An 18,078-nucleotide genomic window follows, 5' to 3' on the forward strand; every position below is an offset into this window, starting at 1 on the left:
TCACTGCCAAACCTAGTAAAATCCAAAAACTCTAAACGATAAAATACGCTGGCTACCCAGACAAAAACACAGTCCTCAAGTAGCAAAGCGATACGACAAACAAAACTGTCGCGGGATGGAGCAGCCCGGTAGCTCGTCAGGCTCATAACCTGAAGGTCGTAGGTTCAAATCCTACTCCCGCAACCAATAAATACATATAAATAGCGGATACTTGCAGCCACCTACGGGTGGCTTTACGCGTTTGTATTAAGCCGTACTGGAAGCACTGTGGAAGCAATAGGGACGCGTTTGGAGCTGTAGCAAGCACGCAACACTGGCGTAATGCCTAGGAGCGCGCTCACCACGTCCAAACTATCAGATGCGCAAGAGGCGGGAGGGGGATATGGCAGCAGCAGAGGCGTACTGCATTCCAAACCCGTGGAAGCACACCGGGAGAAGATGAAACCAATCTACAACGATCCGGAACTCATCACGCCGATAGGATTGCCAAGGCTGCTCCGAGGCTGCAAAGGGGGGGAGGGCCGTCCAGCAAGAGGTCCAGGGGAGCGTTTCAGGTCTGAACGGGCAGAGCAGTAAACGCGAAACGCCTGATCAGAAACACGCCTGCCCATGCTGCAAATCGCCATTTTCTGTGCCAGCAACACATTGGTATTCAACAGCATGGACTGCCTTCAGACATTGTTTGCAGCCAATACCGACGCCCTGAAATATGCTTCAGCAGATCTTGTTGGCCGTGTCAGATCCTGGTTCTCCGCCTCGTCAGAGAGAAAACCGTTGTCGCGTGCGATTGGCAAATGCGACCAGGGTCAGCATAACCGGAACTTCCACAAGAACCCCAACAACAGTTGCCAGCGCAGCCCCGGAATGCAACCCAAACAAGCTGATGGCGACAGCAACAGCCAGTTCAAAGAAATTTGACGTCCCGATCAGGGCGCAGGGCGCGGCGATCCTGTGGGGGACTTTCAGGGCAAATGCGGCGGCATAGGCAATCGCAAAGATACCATAACTTTGTAGGATAATTGGCACTGCGATCAATATGATGATGAAGGGTTTGGAGACGATTACTTGGCCCTGCAGACCAAAGAGGATCACGACAGTGACGATCAATCCGATGACCGAGTAGGGCTTCACCCGCGCCTGAAACTGTTCTATGGCCGCGTCAGACCCAAGGCGGCGGCGTGTCGCCAACCCTGCGACAAGTGGCAGTGCGATGAAGAGCAGGACAGACAAAACCAAGGTCGACCAGGGCACGATTATATCCGTGACCCCCAGCAGGAAGGCCACGATCGGCGCAAAAGCGATGACCATGATGAGGTCATTTACCGATACCTGCAAAAGCGTATAGGTCGGGTCTCCGCGTGTTAGCTGCGACCAGACAAACACCATGGCCGTGCAGGGCGCAGCGCCAAGCAGGATCAGCCCGGCGATGTATTGCATCGCGTCTTCCTGCGGGATCCAGGGCGCAAAAACATAGCGGAAAAACAATACCGCCAGTGCCGCCATCGTGAAAGGTTTGACCAGCCAGTTCACAACAAGGGTGATAAGCAATCCGCGCGGTTGTTTTGCCACATCGCGCAGCGATTTTGGATCAACGCCCACCATCATCGGGTACACCATCGCCCAAATCAGCACGGCAACAACCAGATTGACGCTGGCGACTTCGGCCGCGGCGACGCCAGTCACCAATTGGGGGGCCGTATTTCCCAAAAGGATGCCGCCCCCCATCGCCAATGCAATCCAAAGCGACAAATACCTTTCAAAAATGCTCACACCGCACTCCTTTGACGTATGCATCGCCTCGTAGTTGCCGCCCCGATTGGGGCCGCTCATGGTGGCCTCGTTGGGCAAGGCCAGGCGGGGGCGGCGATAATCACTTCGCCTGCCGCAATTGTACTGTTATTCTGGTGCATGAGGGAGCACCAAAATCAACCGGTCCGGCCCCTAAAGAAGGTTCAAGACTGCGTCTATTACATACTCTGTCTGCGCGTCGCTCTGGCCTGGGCACATAGGCAGGCTGATGACTTCTTTGGCCAGTGTTTCTGATAACGGGAAACGCCCTGGTTCATAGCCCATATCAGAATAGGCTTTTTGTAGGTGCGGCGGGATCGGGTAGTGGATGGCCGTGGCGACGCCTGCGGCATTCAGCCGGGTTTGAAACTGGTCTCTGTCGGCGTGGCGCAGCACATAGAGGTGCCACACCGGATCGGCCCAGTCCGGGACAAACGGAATGATTGCCCCAGCCTTGGCGAAGGCGTCACTATAGCGCCGGGCGATGGCCTGCCTTTTGCCGTTCCAGTCGTCCAGCACCCTTAGTTTGAGCGACAGCACCGCAGCCTGCAGCGGATCCAGGCGACTGTTCTGCCCCTTCAGTTCGTGGACATATTTTTCTTCGGAACCGTAATTTCGCAGCAGTTTCAAATGATGGGAAACGCTGGCATCATTGGTGACCAGGGCGCCGCCATCGCCCAAAGCCCCAAGGTTCTTTGACGGGTAGAAGCTGAATGTGGCGGTGCCCATGCTGCCCAGCGGTTTCGATTTGTACCGGGCGCCATGGGCCTGCGCCGCATCCTGTAGCAGGGGGAGATCGTGGCGGTCGGCCACGGCCTGAAGCGCATCGAGATCGGCGGGCTGACCATAGAGATGCACCGCCAAAATAGCCTTTGTTTTTGGTGTGATCGCGTCTGCGACGGCATCAGGATCAATGTTATGCGTGGCTTCAATGGGTTCAACCGGCACCGGAACAGCGCCGCATTGGCTGACCGCAAGCCAGGTCGCGATGAAGGTGTTGGCAGGCACGATGACTTCGTCCCCGGCACCGATGCCCATGGCCTGAAGGCCAAGACGCAGCGCGTCCAACCCATTGGCCACCCCGAGGCAATGCGCGGCACCGGTATAGCTGGCAAACTCGGCCTCGAACTGCTCCAGAATGGGGCCCATGATGTATTGTCCTGACCGTGCGGACTGCACCAGGGCGGCCTCTATCTCAGGAGAGATATCAGACGCTGCCGCCTGAAGATCGAGAAAAGGAACCTTCATTGTGCGCCCACCGCCTGCAAGAATTCTTGTTGATCGCGTATATAATCCGCCTCGTCATAGGGGGCCGAGGCCATCACCATGCAGACCGACCCGGACGAAAAGTTATCGAGATACCGCCACATCATCGGACAGACATAGATACCATAATAAGACCGGTTCAGATGAAAGCGTTTCTTGTCAAAGCCGTCATCCAAAACGATATCAAAACTGCCTGACATGCAGATGATGAACTGGTGCAGATCCTTATGGGCATGTGCGCCGCGATCTGCACCGCCGGGAACGTCATAGAGATAGTAGACACGCTTGATATCAAACGGGATATGGTTTTGCCCTTCAACGAAGGTCAGGTTGCCCCTCGCATCCGCGATTTTGGGCAGGTCAACGACACGGCAATCTTTCAAGGGCATGGGTTTGGGCTCACTTTTGCTCTGCTACGATTATATAAGACTATGAACTTGGAAACGAAACCCTGGACATTTTGATACAGCGGGAACCAAAGCACATGTGGCAATCCCTGCACTAAGCAAATTCGGGTGCTGTTTCGCAACTGGTTTTGAGTGCAGTGAATGGCTGCAACTACAGGGGAAAGTCACTTGCAGGTTCCAGGTGTTGATTGTTTGGGTGAAACCACCCAAGGTTGAGGTGGCCTGATCCGCGATACGCAGCGGAGAACAACAGGATCCTTGCAACAAGGCATGGCACAAATGAATGGATTGAAGTGGTCTCGGCTATTCCTGCCTCTTGGGGGGATTATTGCTCTCGTGCTCTTGGGCGCCGTTGGTATGAGGTTTGTGCAGTTTGAACGGGCGTCCTATACCTTGCCACGATTGTTCATTCAGCTAGAGCGATCCATTGGCTATGACGGCTTTATCCATAATTTCAAAAATTTGGTTTTGCGTCCGCAGGAAGACGGCTATCTAGACGCTGCGCTGCAAGACTATGCCGTGGCCGAAAGCACGCTGAAAGAAATCTCAGTCAGGGTCAGAGCTTTTGGGGTCAAGGCCGATCTGGAACCTATTCAGAACACGCTGCGGGCCTATAGAGATATGCTGCAAATCGTCAAAGGATCACAGAAACAACAGCTGACGATATCGCAGGTTGATAGCCGGGTACGTATCTCTGACGAGGAGGCGGCGGCGCAGATCCGTGATTTTGAAAAGCAAATCATGGCCGTCATGGTACGCCGACGGATCATTCTATACACTGTCGTCACCCTCGGCCTGGTTGCGGTGATCGCGGGCACCCTTCTTGTCACCTATGTGCAATCAAGACGGCTGCGCCAGGCCGAAGAGGACAAGCAAAAACTGGAAGAACAGGAGAGATATCTTCTGCAGGCGGAACGCATTGCCGGGCTTGGTCGCTGGAAGACGGATCGGCATGGCGGGATAATCTGGTCCGAAGCCATGGGCAAGATATGTGGCATCCCACCAGAAGAATTTCCGACCAGGCTAGAAGGCGTCTGGTCCTTTGTCCCTGTGGAAGACCAGCCCAAACTGCGGCTTGCTTCGGAACAGGCGGTGCAATCGCGGGGGCAGTTTTCCTGCTTGCATCGGATTCAGCGCCCGGATGGCAGCATGGTGAATGTCGTTGATAGCGGTGAAGCGGTGCTGGATGCCGATGGCCGGGTCATAGGTTTTGTTGGTACGCTGCAAGATGTGTCGCGCCTGGTTGATATGGAAAACGAGCTGCGCCAATCGCAAAAGATGGAGGCAATCGGCAATCTCGCAGGGGGAATGGCGCATGACTTCAACAATATTCTGGCGGTCGTTCTGGGCAATCTTGATCTGCTGGAGGAGACGGGCGTGAGCCCCGAGCAAGCCGACTATATTGCCAATGCTATCGACGCGACCCAACGCGGCGGTGACCTGACCCGCAACATCTTGGGCTTTGCACGGCGCTCACAGCTGGCACCAAACCAGCTCAAAGGGAATGATGTGGTGCGCGATGTGATGACCTGGTCCTCGCGCCTGTTGCCTGCGACCATCAACATAGAGACATCGCTCTTGGCGAACCTCTGGGCCTTTACCGCAGATGAGGGGCTGGCCAAAAACGCGCTGCTCAACCTGATCCTGAATGCCCGTGATGCGATGCCAGACGGGGGGCAACTGACGATTGAAACTGCGAATATCCGCATTGATGATGAATACATTGCCGAGCGCAGCGAAGAGCTGCTGCCGGGGCGCTATGTCATGATAGCGGTCAGCGATACCGGAACGGGGATCGAAAAAGACAAGTTGGCGCAGGTGTTCGAGCCCTTCTTCTCGACCAAGCCAATGGGGCAGGGGACGGGACTCGGCCTCTCTATGGTGCTGGGTTTCATGAAGCAGTCCGGCGGCACTGTGCGCATCTATTCCGAAGTCGGGGTTGGCACTTCTGTAAAGCTGTATTTCAAGGCAGAGACGGGTCGGGCTGCGCGCCCCAGCCCTGACCGGCCTGGACAGGATCTTTCGCATATTCACGGCAAGCGAATTTTGTTGGTCGAAGACAATGCCAAGCTTTTGACCGCCCAGGAAGATATGCTGACGGGGGTTGGTTTCGACGTGACGATCGCGACATCAGGTGATGAGGCGATGGCGACCTGGTTGCAGAACAGGGATTTTGACATTGTTGCAACTGATATCGTCATGCCGGGTAAACTGCAGGGGACCCACCTGGCCAAAGCGATCCGGGCAAAGGATCCAAGCGTGCCGTTCATTTTCATGTCGGGATATGCAAACGAGGCAACGGTTCACGGCAACGGGCTATTGCCGGAGGACATTCGCTTGATGAAGCCGGTGGGGCGCAACACGCTGCTTACCGCGATTACCAAATCTTTGGCTGACCGTGCCTAGCTGACCCGCGTGCCGACCAGCCTGGCCCTCAGGCTCTCATGGCTGGTGCCTGGTCTGTCGAAAGGTGTGGTTTTGGATGGTCGCACGTCATGGTGTCTTTTGAAAATGTAAAAGTCCCGCCTTGCGCTGGGGGCGCCGGTGGGCTGTTGATGGTCCATTGTGGCCCCTGGCATAGGGCGGCAGGTGGGCAGCCTTTGTAGATCTCATCGTGACACCAACTCTTAACGGGGCGTGTGGGTTAAGGGCCGGAAACGGCGAAGGTCGCCATTCTCTCACTGCGGGGGGAACGCTGATTCTTGCCTCATTTCGCGTTTGAGGGGCACAAACACACGTATTTCTTACCGAAGTCTTGCGCTCTGGGGGGCGGATTCTGTTCTTTTTGGGGATGAAAAGTCCAAGCTTTTACAAAGTTTTATGTAAAAGATTAACGAAGGTCTTAACGCCGGGTGGTCTTTTTAACGGTTTTCGCGTCAACTGAGGCACCAATAACCGGGGGGTTAAGGTTTTGTTTACTGCGTCACATTCTGCCCATTATTTCGTCCATTCCACGCCCAAACAGGCCCCATTCCAGCCGCATGACTGAACGACGATGTTGATGTGGGAATTTGGAGTGGAACATGAAGCGATTATTTACAGTTATTGTAGCATGCCTAATGGCCAGCTTGCCGGGCCTTGCCAAAGCAGAGGGTTCGCAGGTTGGTGCGGACTCCTTCCCTGGCTGGGAAGCCGTTGGTCGCCTTAATATTTCTGGGCGCAACATGTGCACCGGATCTTTGATTGCGCCAAATCTGGTGCTGACCGCAGCGCATTGCCTCTATGATCCGGTTTCTGGTCGGGCGATTGATCCAACGACGATTAAGTTTGAGGCCGGCCTGGTCGGTCGTCGTGCAAAAGCCGCCCGCAATATTACCAAGGCGGTGATGCATCCTGGCTATGATCATTTCCGCAGCAACACGTCTTTGATGGGGAATGATATCGCGGTATTGCGCCTGTCTCATCCGATCAGCTCGGCTGAGATACGCCCGCTGGTGATGTCATGGGAAGCCGCCCGCGGAGACGCTGTTGGGGTCTTGTCTTACAATTTCACCCATGCGACAAGACCGAGCTTGGAACGCAGCTGTGAAGTGTTGGCAAAGCAGCGTACCACCCTGGTGATGTCGTGCCGTGTTGAATTCGGTGCCTCGGGGGCCCCTGTCTTGCAGGTGGTGCCTGGACGTCTGCCAAGGTTGGTGTCGGTGATTTCTGCCAAGGCTGCGATGGGAAGCCAGCCAGTGTCGATTGGCACTGCCCTGGATTCCTCCCTGTGGCGATTGATGCAACAGGCCGGCTAACTTCGACGTCGTTTCTTTGCGATGTTCCCAGGTGACCCACTTGCTAGAATGGCAGTGGGAAACATCGGAACCAGATAGTGGATCGCTGCATTCCAGTTCTTAGATCAGCGTCGCTCTAAGGTTCTCGAAATGCTTCCTGGGATTTATACAGCGGTTTCAACAGATAGTTCAGAACAGTCTTGGACCCGGTCTGCAATTCAGCAGTGGCCCGCATGCCTGGGCGGATTTCAATGGTTTTCTGCCGCTCGGTCAGCTTTGAACGGTCAACCCGCACCGTTACCCGGTAAAAGGGCTCTGCACGGGGGTTGCGTTCATCTTCAAAGGTATCAGCCGAGACAAAATCCACTTCGCCGTTCAGGGCACCATAGATGGTGTAATCATAGGCTGACAGTTTTATAGTGGCCGTCTGACCGGTTTGCACGCTGGCGATGTCTTTTGGTTTGACCTGCGCTTCGACAAACAGCTCTTCCCCCATCGGGATGATCTCAAAGATCTCTTCTCCGGGGCGCACGACGCCGCCAATAGTGGTCACGCCCAGGCTGTTTACGATCCCTGACATCGGCGATGTGATGACGGTGCGGTCCAGTTGATCCTGGGCCAGCCGCTGGTCCTGCCGCAAAGAGGTCAACTCGCGCAGGACTTCGGAATATTCCTCCGCCCGCTTCAGCTCATTCTGGGTGCCGATCTCGTTGAATTTGGCCTGCGCATCGGTCGCTGCCTTTTGGGCGCGGTTCACTTCGATCAGGGCCACGATATTTTGTTCATAGAGCCGATGCATATTGGCCAGCTCGTCATTCAGTTGATCGAGGATCTTGCGTGCGCTGGTGCGGCGGCTGTCAAAATCCCCCTGCCGTGCCTTGAGCAGGGCGCGTTCCGAGGCCAGAATTTCGCCAGATCGGTCGGCAAGCTCATCCGGGACGAAAAATTCATATGCACCGTCCATTTCCGCCTCTAGCCGGAACTGTTTGATTTCCAGCGTATCGATCTGATCCTGCAGTTCATCCGCGATGGTGCGAAATTTGGTGTCTTGCAGTTTGGCCAGCACCTGTCCGGCCTTTACTTCATCGCCTTGTCGCACATGCAGTTCGGCCAGGATCCCACCTTCGAGGTTCTGCACGATCTGCGCCCGTGAGGAAGAGACGACTTCGCCCTCACCGCGCACGATTTCATCCACCGAGGCAAAGGCGGCCCAAGCCAGAAACAGCACCAGGGCGGCCCCGACCAGATATACGATGCGGCTGGCGCCGCGGGCGCTCTGGTCCAGATCATAGGGGGTGGGGGGGGTCATTTGCCCTCTCCGGCGGCGAGATGTGCCAGAACCTTGTCGCGCGGCCCATCCACAACCATGCGCCCATCCTGCAAGATCAGGGTGCGGTTTGTCAGGGTGAGGATCGGCATTCGGTGCGTGGCGATCACGGCAGTACGGCCCTGCAACCAGGTTTCCAGGCGGCTGACCAGGGTACGTTCCAGCGTCTGGTCCAGCGCCGCAGTGGGTTCATCCAGCAGCACGATTGATGGGTTCTGCAGCCAGAGCCGTGCCCAGCCGATGGATTGGCGTTGACCGATGGACAGGCCGCCACCACCATCGCCGATATCCAGATCCAGCCCCTTGTGATGGCCGCGCACATAGGTGCCCAAACCGGAAAAATCCAAGGCCTCCATCAGGCGGGTATCGTCGCGTTCCAGCTGGTTCAGGTTCAGGTTATCGCGCAGCGAGCCCGAAAAAAGCCGGACATCCTGGCTGAGATAGCCAATATTGCGGCGCAGGTCGCGTGGATCGATCTGGCCCATATCGGTGCCATCGATCATGATCCGGCCGGCATCGGGCGAATAAAGCCCGGACAACAGCTTGATCAGGGTGGATTTGCCAGATCCATTGACGCCCAGAACCGCCACCCGCTGGCCGGGTGTAATGGCAACACCCGGCACATCCAGGGTGGGGGCGGCGTCTTCATCGTAGCGAAACACCACTTCGCGCAGTTCAAAGCGGCCCTCAAGCTGTTCACGGCGCAGGTAGCTGCGTTCGGCGTCCATTTCTTGCGGCGCTTTGGCGATGGCCTCCAGACCTTCCAGGGCACCCTTGACGTTGCTCCAGCGGGCCATGGTGGCTGCAAACTGGGTCAGCGGGGCCAGGGTACGACTGGTCAGGATCCCGGTGGCAATGATGGTGCCGACGGTGAAGTCCCCGGCAAAAACCAGAAGCGTGCCCATTACAACGGCGGTGATATAGGTGGCCTGCTGGATTCCCTGCGACCAGAAAGTCAGCGCGCTGGCCAGGCGGCGTTGCTCGGTCGAGGAATGCGACGACAGCATGTTCAGCTCATCCCACATCCGCATCACCCGGTCTTCGCCACGCTGGGTTTTCACGGTGTCCAGCTCGGTGATCACCTCGTGCAGCAACCGGCCGGCCTTGGCATTGGCGCCCTGGGTCTGCCGCGTAAGGGCAATCATCTTGCGCTGCATGAAATAGGCCGGCAGCAGCATCATCACGCCGCCCGCCATGATCACCCAAACGATAGGGCCGGCGATAGAGGCCACCAGCAACAGGAAGACGGCGATAAAGGGAATATCGGCCAGGGTCGAGATGGTCGATGAGGTGAAGAATTCGCGTACGGCGCCAAAGTCGCGCATCGCCGCAAACAGCCCCGATGGCGGCAGCGGTTTCTTGTCCGAGCGCATGCCGATGAGGCGGCGCATCAGGTTGTGCTGCACCGAGAGTTCGATCTGACGCCCGGCGGCATCGGTCAGCCGGGCACGGGCGACCTTCAACAGCGCCTCTAGCATGATGGCCAGAAAAGCCCCGAGGGCCAGAACCCAAAGCGTGGCGTGGGACTGGTGCGGTACCACCCGGTCATAGACCTGCAGCGAGAACAGCGCCACCGAAACCGCAAGGATATTTGCAACCAGAGACCCCAGCATGATTTCGCCCACCTGACGGCGGTATTTGGGGAATTCGCCCCAGAACCAGTGATCGCTGTCCAGTTGCGGCGTGTGCCGCGCTGCCATCTGTTTCAAAGAGGGGCGGGCGATCAACAGGGTGCCGGTGAAAAACGGGGAGAATTCGCTTAGCGGGACTTTGGTGCGATTGTCGGGGCAGGTGGTGTCAAAAATGATCAGCTGATCCATGTCCTGGCTCAGCACCAGCACACATTGACCGCCTTTCATCATGGCGAGGGCTGGCCACTCAGCCTGGTTCAGCTCCTGCTGCTGTTGCAGTTTCACCTGCAACCCGGTTGATCCCAGCGCCTGTGCCAGGCTCTCGGCCGAGGTATCGCCAGAGTGGTTGCCCCACATGAAATTGGCGATATCGCCAGCCTGGGCCTCGGTCCCTTTCAAAGAAGCGAGGGTGGCAATCAGGGTGGCGCGGTGTCGGATGCGGGCAGAGGCACCTTCGATCAGGCTGCCGACTTCTCGCCGCCCCTGGGGCGCAGCGGCAGAGCCAGCGTCGGCTGGCGTGGCCTTTGGTGCGGCAGGGGCAGCCGCAACCGGTGTGGCCGGGCGATTAGCCGCCGGGCTGAGCGGAACCGCCCGCAGCTTTGTCTTGCCGGGTTTGCGCGGCTGATTGCTGGCCTTGGGGGGGGCATCCGGCGGGGTGCGTGAGGTCGTGTCGGTCAAATCTTGTCCCCATCCGCCAAAAGGCCCATGTCACGCGCCAGTGCCAACTGGATCAGCACAACTTCGTATTTTGCTTCGATATGATCTTGTTCGCGTTTTACCAACTCTTCGTAGATGTTGACGACATCCATCACCGGTCGCTGGCCAGCCTCGAACTGGGCCTTGAACAGCCTGTAGGTTTCGCGGCTTGCGCGGGCAAGGGTCGCGGCCTCGGTGGTTTGGCGCTGATAAGAGCCAAGCCGTTGGACCTGGCGGGCGTAGCTGCGGCGTGCATCTTCTTCGGCCTCGCCAATCTGGCGCCGGGCGGCCTCTTTCGAGGCTTCTATGGCCTGTAGCGCCGCAGGGGTGCCAAGCCCCAGAGGTTCGGCCAGATCCAGCGTCAGCCCCGCGCCAGAGCCATCCGAGGTGACATTGCCGGCCGCCGCAATCTGCGGCAGCAGGCCAGCGCGGTTCACCACGGCCTGGGCCACGTTGCGATTGGCCTGTGCCTGCGATTTCAGCACCGCCAGATATTGCGCGTCTGTCGGCGGCGTGCCCAGATCCAGTTTGCCAGGCTTTTCAGAAAAGGTTTCACCGGTCATGGCGGTCAGCTCGGCGCGGGCCGTTTTGGCACTATCCTGTGCCGTGGTGCGGGCGTTGCGCATGCCGCTGATTTTGCTGTCGACCACATTGAGGTCGGCGCGGTTGGAAAGCCCGCCTTCGACGCGACCTGCGACAATGCGGCGAAACTCTTGCATCTGGGTCAGGGCGCGGCTGCTATAGGCGGATTTTTCGTCGCCGCGCAGCCCCGCAACATAGAGCCCAACAGCCTCTTCCACCCGTTCGTTCATATCGACCGACAGATTGACCGCTGCGACTTCGACATCGGCGGCGGCAAAGTCGCGTTCCGCCTTGCGGCGGCCATTGTCAAACAGTACCTGCTGGATCAGCATTCCGGCGACCAGTTCTCCCAGGTCTGTCAGGCTGACCGAGGGACCAATGGTGGGCAGCCAGTTCTTGGCCTCGGCCTCGGCGCGCAGTTTGGCGCTGATCAGCTCTGCCTCAGAGGCGCGGGCCGAGGCTGCCACCGCCGCTTCGGCGACGCTGTTGTAGATGGTGCCTTCGGCCAGCAAGGAACGCCGTTCAAGCAGGGTCGAAATGACCTCAGAGCGGGTCTCGCCCTCGGGTTGGGCAAAATTGCTGCCGTGCTGGGGCAGGTCGGTCTGGTTGCCAGAGCTACCCAGCAGGGACGGCATGCCATCTGCGCAGCCTGACAGGCTGCACAACAGTGCCAATACGCCAATGGGTTGTGCCAATTGCATAGTGCCCCCGCCCGTTGATAGGCCCTGTGGTGGTCTAGGTAGGACCGGCCGCGATGGTTCGGGCCGGTCCGCGTGATCAGATGATGACAGAGACGTCTTGATCGATGACCAGCGTCGTGCCGTCGTCGCCAATGGTATAGACGTTGTACATCTCACCATCGACATTGCGGGTGCCTGCAAGGGTTGCTCCGGTCATGGTGACACTGTCCTCACCGGGGGTAGAGCCACTGTGGATGGTCAGGGTGTCCGAGTTCTCGGACAGGGCCTTGATATCCGCTTCGGTCAGGACAAGAGACACATTTGCAGCCGCGCCGAGGTCCAGTTCGTCGATGTTGAACTGGCCAAGACCCGCATGGGTCAGGGTGCTGGCGGTCGTGGCATTGTCTTCCAGCACCAGCAGGGTGGAAGAGCCATTGCCAAGCGTATCAACATTGGTGACCACCAGATCGGTGCCGTCGGGGATGGCGTTGTTGAAGTCGAAGGAGGTGTTGCCGCCGCTTTCAGTGATCACCACCCCAGGCGAGGAGACACTGCCATCGCCTTCGAGTGCGTTGACGGCAATGGTTTCGCCTGTTGCTGCAGTGCCTTCGACGCTGAAGGCACTGATATCGCTGCTACCGATCTCATAGGTGATGGAATCCAGCAGTGGCGCTTCGAAGATGGTATCCACCTCAAAGCTTTCGGTCAGAGTGCTGGTGTTGCCAGCCGCATCTGTCGCCACGATCGTTGCGTCGGCGCTATATTCCCCGGGCGGAAGATCGGCGCCCGAAAATTCAGCGCTCCAGTTGCCGGCCGCATCCACGGTGGCGCTCTTGGCTTTGCCCTGGATGGTCACCACAACGCTAGAGCCTGGCTCGACGGCGCCCTGCAGGGCGAAGCCGGCGTTAAGTTCGTCCTGATTGACCACATCATTGGCTGTCTGGTTGGCATCAGAGGTAAAGGGCGTGACCTCGGTGTCAATGGCCACGCTATGAACAACGCTGCCAGTATTGCCCGCCGTATCAGTTGCCTGCACCACTACGTCCACATCCGTAGTGCCGGTGGGGATGGCGTTGGTGGGGACGGTAACGCTCCAGTTGCCGGCCGTATCCACGATGGCGTTCTGGGCCGCGCCAGTGCCGATTGCAACCTGCACCGAAGAACCGGGTTCAACGGTGCCGGTCAGGGTGACGCCATCGGCGCGTTCGGTCGCGTTGATGGTGTTGTCGCCTGCAATGCCATTGGTGTTCAGGGTCAGCGGGGTAACCAGTGTATCGAGCGCAACGGTGTCCGAAGCGCTGGCTGTATTGCCTAGGTCATCGGTGATCGACGCGGTAATATCCAAGGTCTCGGTTCCCTGAGGGATGCTGCCGACCGGGAAGATTGTGCTCCAGTTGCCGTCGACATCCGACATCACCTGGGTAGTGGCAGAGCCAAGACCGACCGTGACGGTCATGCCCGGTGTGGCGGTGCCGCTGATTTCGACGCCATCGGCGCGTTCGACCGCATTGATCACATCGTCGATTTCGATCGGATCCGGCGACAGGGCGACGGTGCCCGCCACGGTGTCAATCCGCAGCGGCGAAGAGGTCGTCGCGCTATTGCCTGCCAGATCGGTCGAGGTAACATTGACAACAGTGTTATATTCCCCCCCCAGAAGAGCGCCGGGCGCAAAGGTTGCTTCCCAGTTGCCAGCGGAATCGGCCGTCACAATGCGCGAAACGCCAGCAATCTCCACGACAACGCTGGCACCTGCTTCGGCGAGTCCAGTCAGGGTGACACCCGCCTGTGCCTCGGCACCGGAAACTGCGTCGTCGCCGCCAGCATGGCTGCTGTTCAGGATGACCGAGGTTTCGGTATCGACATGCAGGCTGTGATCGCTGGTCGCGCTGTTGCCCGCCAGATCGGTAGAGGTCACGGTGGCGGTGCTGTCATAGGTGCCACCAGCAATCTGTGACGCGTCATAGCTCACCGACCAGGTGCCATCGGCGGCTACGGTGGTTGTTTGGATCACGCCCTGGAACAGCACTTCGATCGCGGCCCCGGCTTCGCCATTGCCGGACAGGATCACCCCATCCGAGGCTTCGGCCTGGTTGATCACATCGTCTGTTTCGACCGTGTTGACGGCGATGGGCGGGGCAATGGTGTCGACAATCAGGGTGTCGCTGAAGGTGGCGCTATTGCCAAAGCTGTCGGTGGTGGTGATGGAAACCGGGGTGTCATATTCACCGGTGGAGATTTCACCGGGTGCAAAAGTGACAGACCAGGTGCCATCGCTGCCAACTGTTGTGGTCTGGGTGGCGCCATTTACCAGCACGCTAACGCTAGCGCCTGCTTCGCCGGTTCCGGCAATAACGGTGCCGCTGGCGTGGGTCGCGGCATTGACCAGATCGCCGGTGGAATCCGTGCCGCTGGTGACCTCCAGATCAGGCGGCGTGGTGTCGATCACCACAGCGGGCCCGTCCAGATCATGTTCTGTCCCATCCGGGTCAGAGACCTGAACAGTGGTGTCATAGGAGCCATCAACTGGCAGATCCCCAACCGGGAAGGTGACTTCCCAGGTGCCGTCGTCTTGGATGGTGCCGGTTTGGGTGACGCCGCCAAGATCGACCTCGACCTCGGCGCCGGGGGTGCCGGTGCCGGTGATCACAATAGGGGCAGTGGTGGATCCGGCCACCGGATATGTCGCGTCAGGATTGTCGACCGTGGGCAGGATCGGACCACCGCCGCCACCGCCACCACCACCGCCATTGTTGCCACCGCCACCGCCACCGCCGGCGAGGACAGCAACGCCAGCCGCACCGGCGGCCGCGCCCGCAGCGCCAAACCCGCCGAAGAGCGGCGCGGCCAGGGGGGCAATCACGGGTTCGATACGATCAACGTTCAGAAAGACCATTTCGTCATAGGCGGACCACTTCCCCGAAAGATCCAGCGGTTCGTAGCTCGCAAAGAGCGCACCTTCGGCTTTGTCTTCGAGAACCACCTCGACGAAATTGCCTTCCTCGCTGAGGAACAGGTTCTTACCGCCTGGGGTGTTCTGGCTGTAATAGTTCTGCAAAACAAGGATTTGCCCATCGGCCAGCACCAGGTGGAGATCCGATCCCCGACGCATATAGCTGTCAATGTCCGACGCACTGAGGTTCAGCGAAATATCCTTGGAGTGGGTAACATTCAGCAGAGAGGGAGACCCCTCTGAAAAAGTGCTTTGACGGGTGGTTCCCGAGAGATCCCGAGTGATAAATCCAACAGTTTTCATATTTTCGCCGCTCGTTCATAGACCGTGCGACGCCCAAAGCGAGGGACGCGTGACGGTCTTGTGCCTGTAAAGTTCTGCCTCGGGCCGTTCTTTGCGGCCATATTGTGGATATATTGCGTCTAATTTTAATCAACTGTCTAGTCGATGCGTGCCGGGAGAGGCCACGACCCCTGGGTAAGCGTGACTTGTTTGCCGCATGTTTGGCCTTGGGAAACCCGTCAAGCGGGCTTTGTTAACAACTGGTTAACGCTATTGGTGTGGTGAGCTGGTGGATGATACGGCAGGGGAGCGTTGAGCGCTGTTTCTGGCGACAGGCCCTGCCGAATATGGCGGCGCTACGGCAGGCCAATGCCATCGGTTTTGCTCGCATAGAGGCGGGCCTTGGCAGGGCTGACACAGCGATGGAAAAATCCAAGCAGGGACTGGTCCGGCGGTGGGTTGCGTCGGGGGCTGCGCTTGCAATGGCAAAGTTGTGAAGGAATTTGTTAATTTTCCTCTGGATATTAACTGAAAGTACACCAGATCTTATTAGTATGAACCATGAACCTAATGTCCCCGCGCGCAAGTTCACGCGGATGACGAAACGGCGCCCGAGCCCCGTCCACACCCGAGCAAGCCCTCTGACCGAAGCGGGTCGCCGGTGCGTTGGGCACCGCCGGATGAGAGCAGAGATCACACAACCAAAGACACTCGCGGACATCCCTCGGCCAGGCTTGGCCTGTCTCGTGTCCGTGGGTTTCCCACCGCCAGGAGGACAGGCGCAGCGTAACCCCAGGAGGCTAGATCCCGATGAATAACATTGCCGAGATTTTTGCAGAGCAATACGGCCAGACCCGTGAAGAGGAAATGTCCCTCAACTCCTATCTTGAGGGGTGCCGAACGGATCCGAGCCTCTATGCCAATGTGGCTGAACGGATGCTCAAGGCGATTGGCGAGGAGGAGATCATTGATACCTCACGCGATGCGCGTCTTGGGCCGATCTTTCAGAACCGCACCATCAAACGCTATCGCGCCTTTGAAGATTTCTATGGGATGGAAGACACCATTGAACGGATCGTCGGCTATTTCCGCCATGCTGCCCAGGGCTTGGAAGAGCGCAAGCAGATCCTCTATCTCTTGGGGCCAGTGGGCGGTGGTAAGTCCTCTTTGGCAGAGCAACTCAAACGGCTGGTCGAAGATCAACCGATCTATGTGCTGAAAGCGGGCGATCAGCTGTCGCCAATCTATGAAAGCCCGCTGGGCCTGTTTGACCCGGTGCGCATGGGTGAGGTGCTGGAAGAGAGCTACGGCATTGCCCGCCATCGGCTGCCTGGTCTTCTCTCACCCTGGGCGGTGCAGCGGCTGGATGAGTATGGCGGTGATATCAACAAATTCACCGTGGCGCGGATCTATCCTTCGGGGCTGCGGCGCGTGGGGGTAGCCAAGGTCGAACCCGGTGATGAAAACAACCAGGATATTTCAACCCTGGTGGGTAAGGTCGACATTCGCCAGCTAGAGCATTTCAGCCAAGACAACCCGGATGCCTATAGTTTCTCTGGTGGTCTGAACCGCGCTAATCAGGGCATCTTGGAATTTGTCGAGATGTTCAAGGCGCCGATCAAGATGTTGCACCCCCTGCTGACAGCCACCCAGGAAGGCAACTATATGGGCACTGAAAGCTTTGGGGCCATTCCCTTTACCGGCCTGGTGCTGGCCCATTCCAATGAGAGCGAATGGCAGGCCTTTAAGAACAACAAGAACAACGAGGCCTTTATCGACCGGGTGTCGATCGTCAAGGTGCCGTATTGCCTGCGGGTCAGTGATGAGGCGCTTATCTATGACAAGCTGATCCAGCACAGTGAGCTGGCCGCTGCGCCCTGTGCGCCAGAAACGCTCAAGATCCTCAGCCGGTTTTCAGTGCTGACCCGGTTGAAGCCGCACGAGAATTCGAACCTTTATTCCAAGATGCGGGTCTATGACGGCGAGAGCCTGAAAGACACGGACCCCAAGGCCAAGACCGTGCAGGAATACCAGGATCGGGCCGGGGTGGATGAGGGCATGACCGGGATCTCCACCCGCTTTGCCTTCAAGGTGCTGTCGTCGACCTTCAATTTCGACACCAATGAAATCGCCGCCGATCCGGTGCATCTGATGTATGTGTTGGAACAGACGATCAAGCGGGAACAGTTTCCGCGCGAGGTAGAGGCAAAATATCTGGAGTTCATCAAATCCGATCTGGCGCCGCGCTATGAGGAATTCATCGGCAATGAAATTCAAAAGGCCTATCTTGAGAGCTACACTGAATATGGCCAGAATGTCTTTGACCGCTACATTGCCTATGCCGACGCTTGGATCGAAGAGCAGGATTACAAGGATCCCGACACTGGCCAGCTCTATGATCGCGACATCCTGGATGCTGAGCTGAGCAAAATCGAAAAGCCGGTCGGGATCGCCAATCCCAAGGATTTTCGCAACGAGGTGGTCAAATTTGCTCTGCGCCACCGGGCCAATACCGGGTCGAACCCTGCCTGGAATTCTTATGAGAAACTGCGTGATGTGATTGAAAAGCACATGTTCAGTCAGGTCGAGGAACTGCTGCCGGTGATCAGCTTTGGCAGTAAGAAGGATAGCAAGACGGAAAGCAAACACCAGGAATTTGTCGAGCGCATGCGCAGTCACGGTTACACTGACCGTCAGGTGCGCCGCTTGGTGGAATGGTACATGCGGGTCAATAAGGCCGGGTAACAGGG

At 57.9% G+C, this 18,078-nt stretch carries 10 protein-coding genes and 1 tRNA gene; 4 read left to right on the forward strand and 7 right to left on the reverse strand.

Going from position 1 to position 18,078, the window contains the following annotated elements:
* Nucleotides 1-109: 109 nt before the first annotated feature.
* Nucleotides 110-186, forward strand: a tRNA-Met gene (locus tag ACN0VH_RS19665).
* A gap of 573 nt (nt 187-759) precedes the next feature.
* Here ACN0VH_RS19665 and arsB read toward each other — a convergent pair.
* The 3 genes from arsB to ACN0VH_RS19680 form a co-directional block, all read right to left on the reverse strand.
* Nucleotides 760-1,770: an ACR3 family arsenite efflux transporter gene (gene arsB, locus ACN0VH_RS19670; RefSeq protein ID WP_417702171.1), complete on the reverse strand. Its 1,011-nt coding sequence runs from the start codon at nt 1,768-1,770 to the stop codon at nt 760-762.
* Nucleotides 1,771-1,941: 171 nt separating this feature from the next.
* The gene (locus tag ACN0VH_RS19675; RefSeq protein WP_417702173.1) at nt 1,942-3,036 is read right to left on the reverse strand and encodes a DegT/DnrJ/EryC1/StrS family aminotransferase; all 1,095 of its coding nucleotides are present in this window, start codon (nt 3,034-3,036) and stop codon (nt 1,942-1,944) included.
* Nucleotides 3,033-3,443 (reverse strand): sugar 3,4-ketoisomerase, encoded by a 411-nt coding sequence (locus ACN0VH_RS19680; RefSeq protein ID WP_278924394.1) that lies wholly within the window; start codon nt 3,441-3,443, stop codon nt 3,033-3,035. Before ACN0VH_RS19680 ends, ACN0VH_RS19675 begins: the two co-directional genes overlap by 4 nt.
* Before the next feature lie 375 nt (nt 3,444-3,818).
* On the opposite strand from ACN0VH_RS19680, the gene ACN0VH_RS19685 reads away from it, so the two are divergent.
* Nucleotides 3,819-5,867 carry a PAS domain-containing hybrid sensor histidine kinase/response regulator gene (locus ACN0VH_RS19685; RefSeq protein WP_417702175.1) on the forward strand — a complete coding sequence of 683 codons (2,049 nt, stop codon included), beginning with the start codon at nt 3,819-3,821 and terminating at the stop codon, nt 5,865-5,867.
* A gap of 617 nt (nt 5,868-6,484) precedes the next feature.
* Nucleotides 6,485-7,198, forward strand: coding sequence for a trypsin-like serine peptidase (locus ACN0VH_RS19690; RefSeq protein WP_278924396.1), 714 nt, complete (start codon nt 6,485-6,487; stop codon nt 7,196-7,198).
* 115 nt (nt 7,199-7,313) lie between these two features.
* On the opposite strand, the gene ACN0VH_RS19695 is transcribed toward ACN0VH_RS19690, so the two are convergent.
* From ACN0VH_RS19695 to ACN0VH_RS19710, 4 genes are all read right to left on the reverse strand, one after another.
* Nucleotides 7,314-8,486 (reverse strand): HlyD family type I secretion periplasmic adaptor subunit, encoded by a 1,173-nt coding sequence (locus ACN0VH_RS19695; protein ID WP_417702178.1) that lies wholly within the window; start codon nt 8,484-8,486, stop codon nt 7,314-7,316.
* Nucleotides 8,483-10,813, reverse strand: a complete 2,331-nt coding sequence (locus ACN0VH_RS19700; RefSeq protein WP_278924398.1) for an ATP-binding cassette domain-containing protein — start codon at nt 10,811-10,813, stop codon at nt 8,483-8,485. The genes ACN0VH_RS19695 and ACN0VH_RS19700 overlap by 4 nt, the downstream gene beginning before the upstream one ends.
* On the reverse strand, nt 10,810-12,114 hold the full coding sequence (locus ACN0VH_RS19705; protein ID WP_278924399.1) for a TolC family protein: 1,305 nt from the start codon (nt 12,112-12,114) through the stop codon (nt 10,810-10,812). The genes ACN0VH_RS19700 and ACN0VH_RS19705 overlap by 4 nt, the downstream gene beginning before the upstream one ends.
* A gap of 76 nt (nt 12,115-12,190) precedes the next feature.
* Complete coding sequence (locus ACN0VH_RS19710) at nt 12,191-15,349, reverse strand: beta strand repeat-containing protein (protein WP_417702181.1); 3,159 nt, start codon at nt 15,347-15,349, stop codon at nt 12,191-12,193.
* 789 nt (nt 15,350-16,138) lie between these two features.
* Here ACN0VH_RS19710 and ACN0VH_RS19715 point away from each other — a divergent pair.
* On the forward strand, nt 16,139-18,073 hold the full coding sequence (locus tag ACN0VH_RS19715) for a PrkA family serine protein kinase (protein WP_278924401.1): 1,935 nt from the start codon (nt 16,139-16,141) through the stop codon (nt 18,071-18,073).
* Nucleotides 18,074-18,078 lie beyond the last annotated feature (5 nt).

The sequence above is a fragment of the Pseudophaeobacter sp. genome (assembly GCF_048267565.1).
Lineage (GTDB): Bacteria > Pseudomonadota > Alphaproteobacteria > Rhodobacterales > Rhodobacteraceae > Pseudophaeobacter > Pseudophaeobacter profundi.

Coding starts and splice junctions, on each gene's coding strand:
- ACN0VH_RS19675 (WP_417702173.1), bottom strand. CDS start 3,036: ATGAAGGTTCCTTTTCTCGATCTTCAGGCGGCAGCGTCTGATATCTCT.
- ACN0VH_RS19680 (WP_278924394.1), bottom strand. CDS start 3,443: ATGCCCTTGAAAGATTGCCGTGTCGTTGACCTGCCCAAAATCGCGGAT.
- ACN0VH_RS19685 (WP_417702175.1), top strand. CDS start 3,819: ATGAGGTTTGTGCAGTTTGAACGGGCGTCCTATACCTTGCCACGATTG.
- ACN0VH_RS19690 (WP_278924396.1), top strand. CDS start 6,485: ATGAAGCGATTATTTACAGTTATTGTAGCATGCCTAATGGCCAGCTTG.
- ACN0VH_RS19695 (WP_417702178.1), bottom strand. CDS start 8,486: ATGACCCCCCCCACCCCCTATGATCTGGACCAGAGCGCCCGCGGCGCC.
- ACN0VH_RS19705 (WP_278924399.1), bottom strand. CDS start 12,114: ATGCAATTGGCACAACCCATTGGCGTATTGGCACTGTTGTGCAGCCTG.
- ACN0VH_RS19710 (WP_417702181.1), bottom strand. CDS start 15,349: ATGAAAACTGTTGGATTTATCACTCGGGATCTCTCGGGAACCACCCGT.
- ACN0VH_RS19715 (WP_278924401.1), top strand. CDS start 16,139: ATGAATAACATTGCCGAGATTTTTGCAGAGCAATACGGCCAGACCCGT.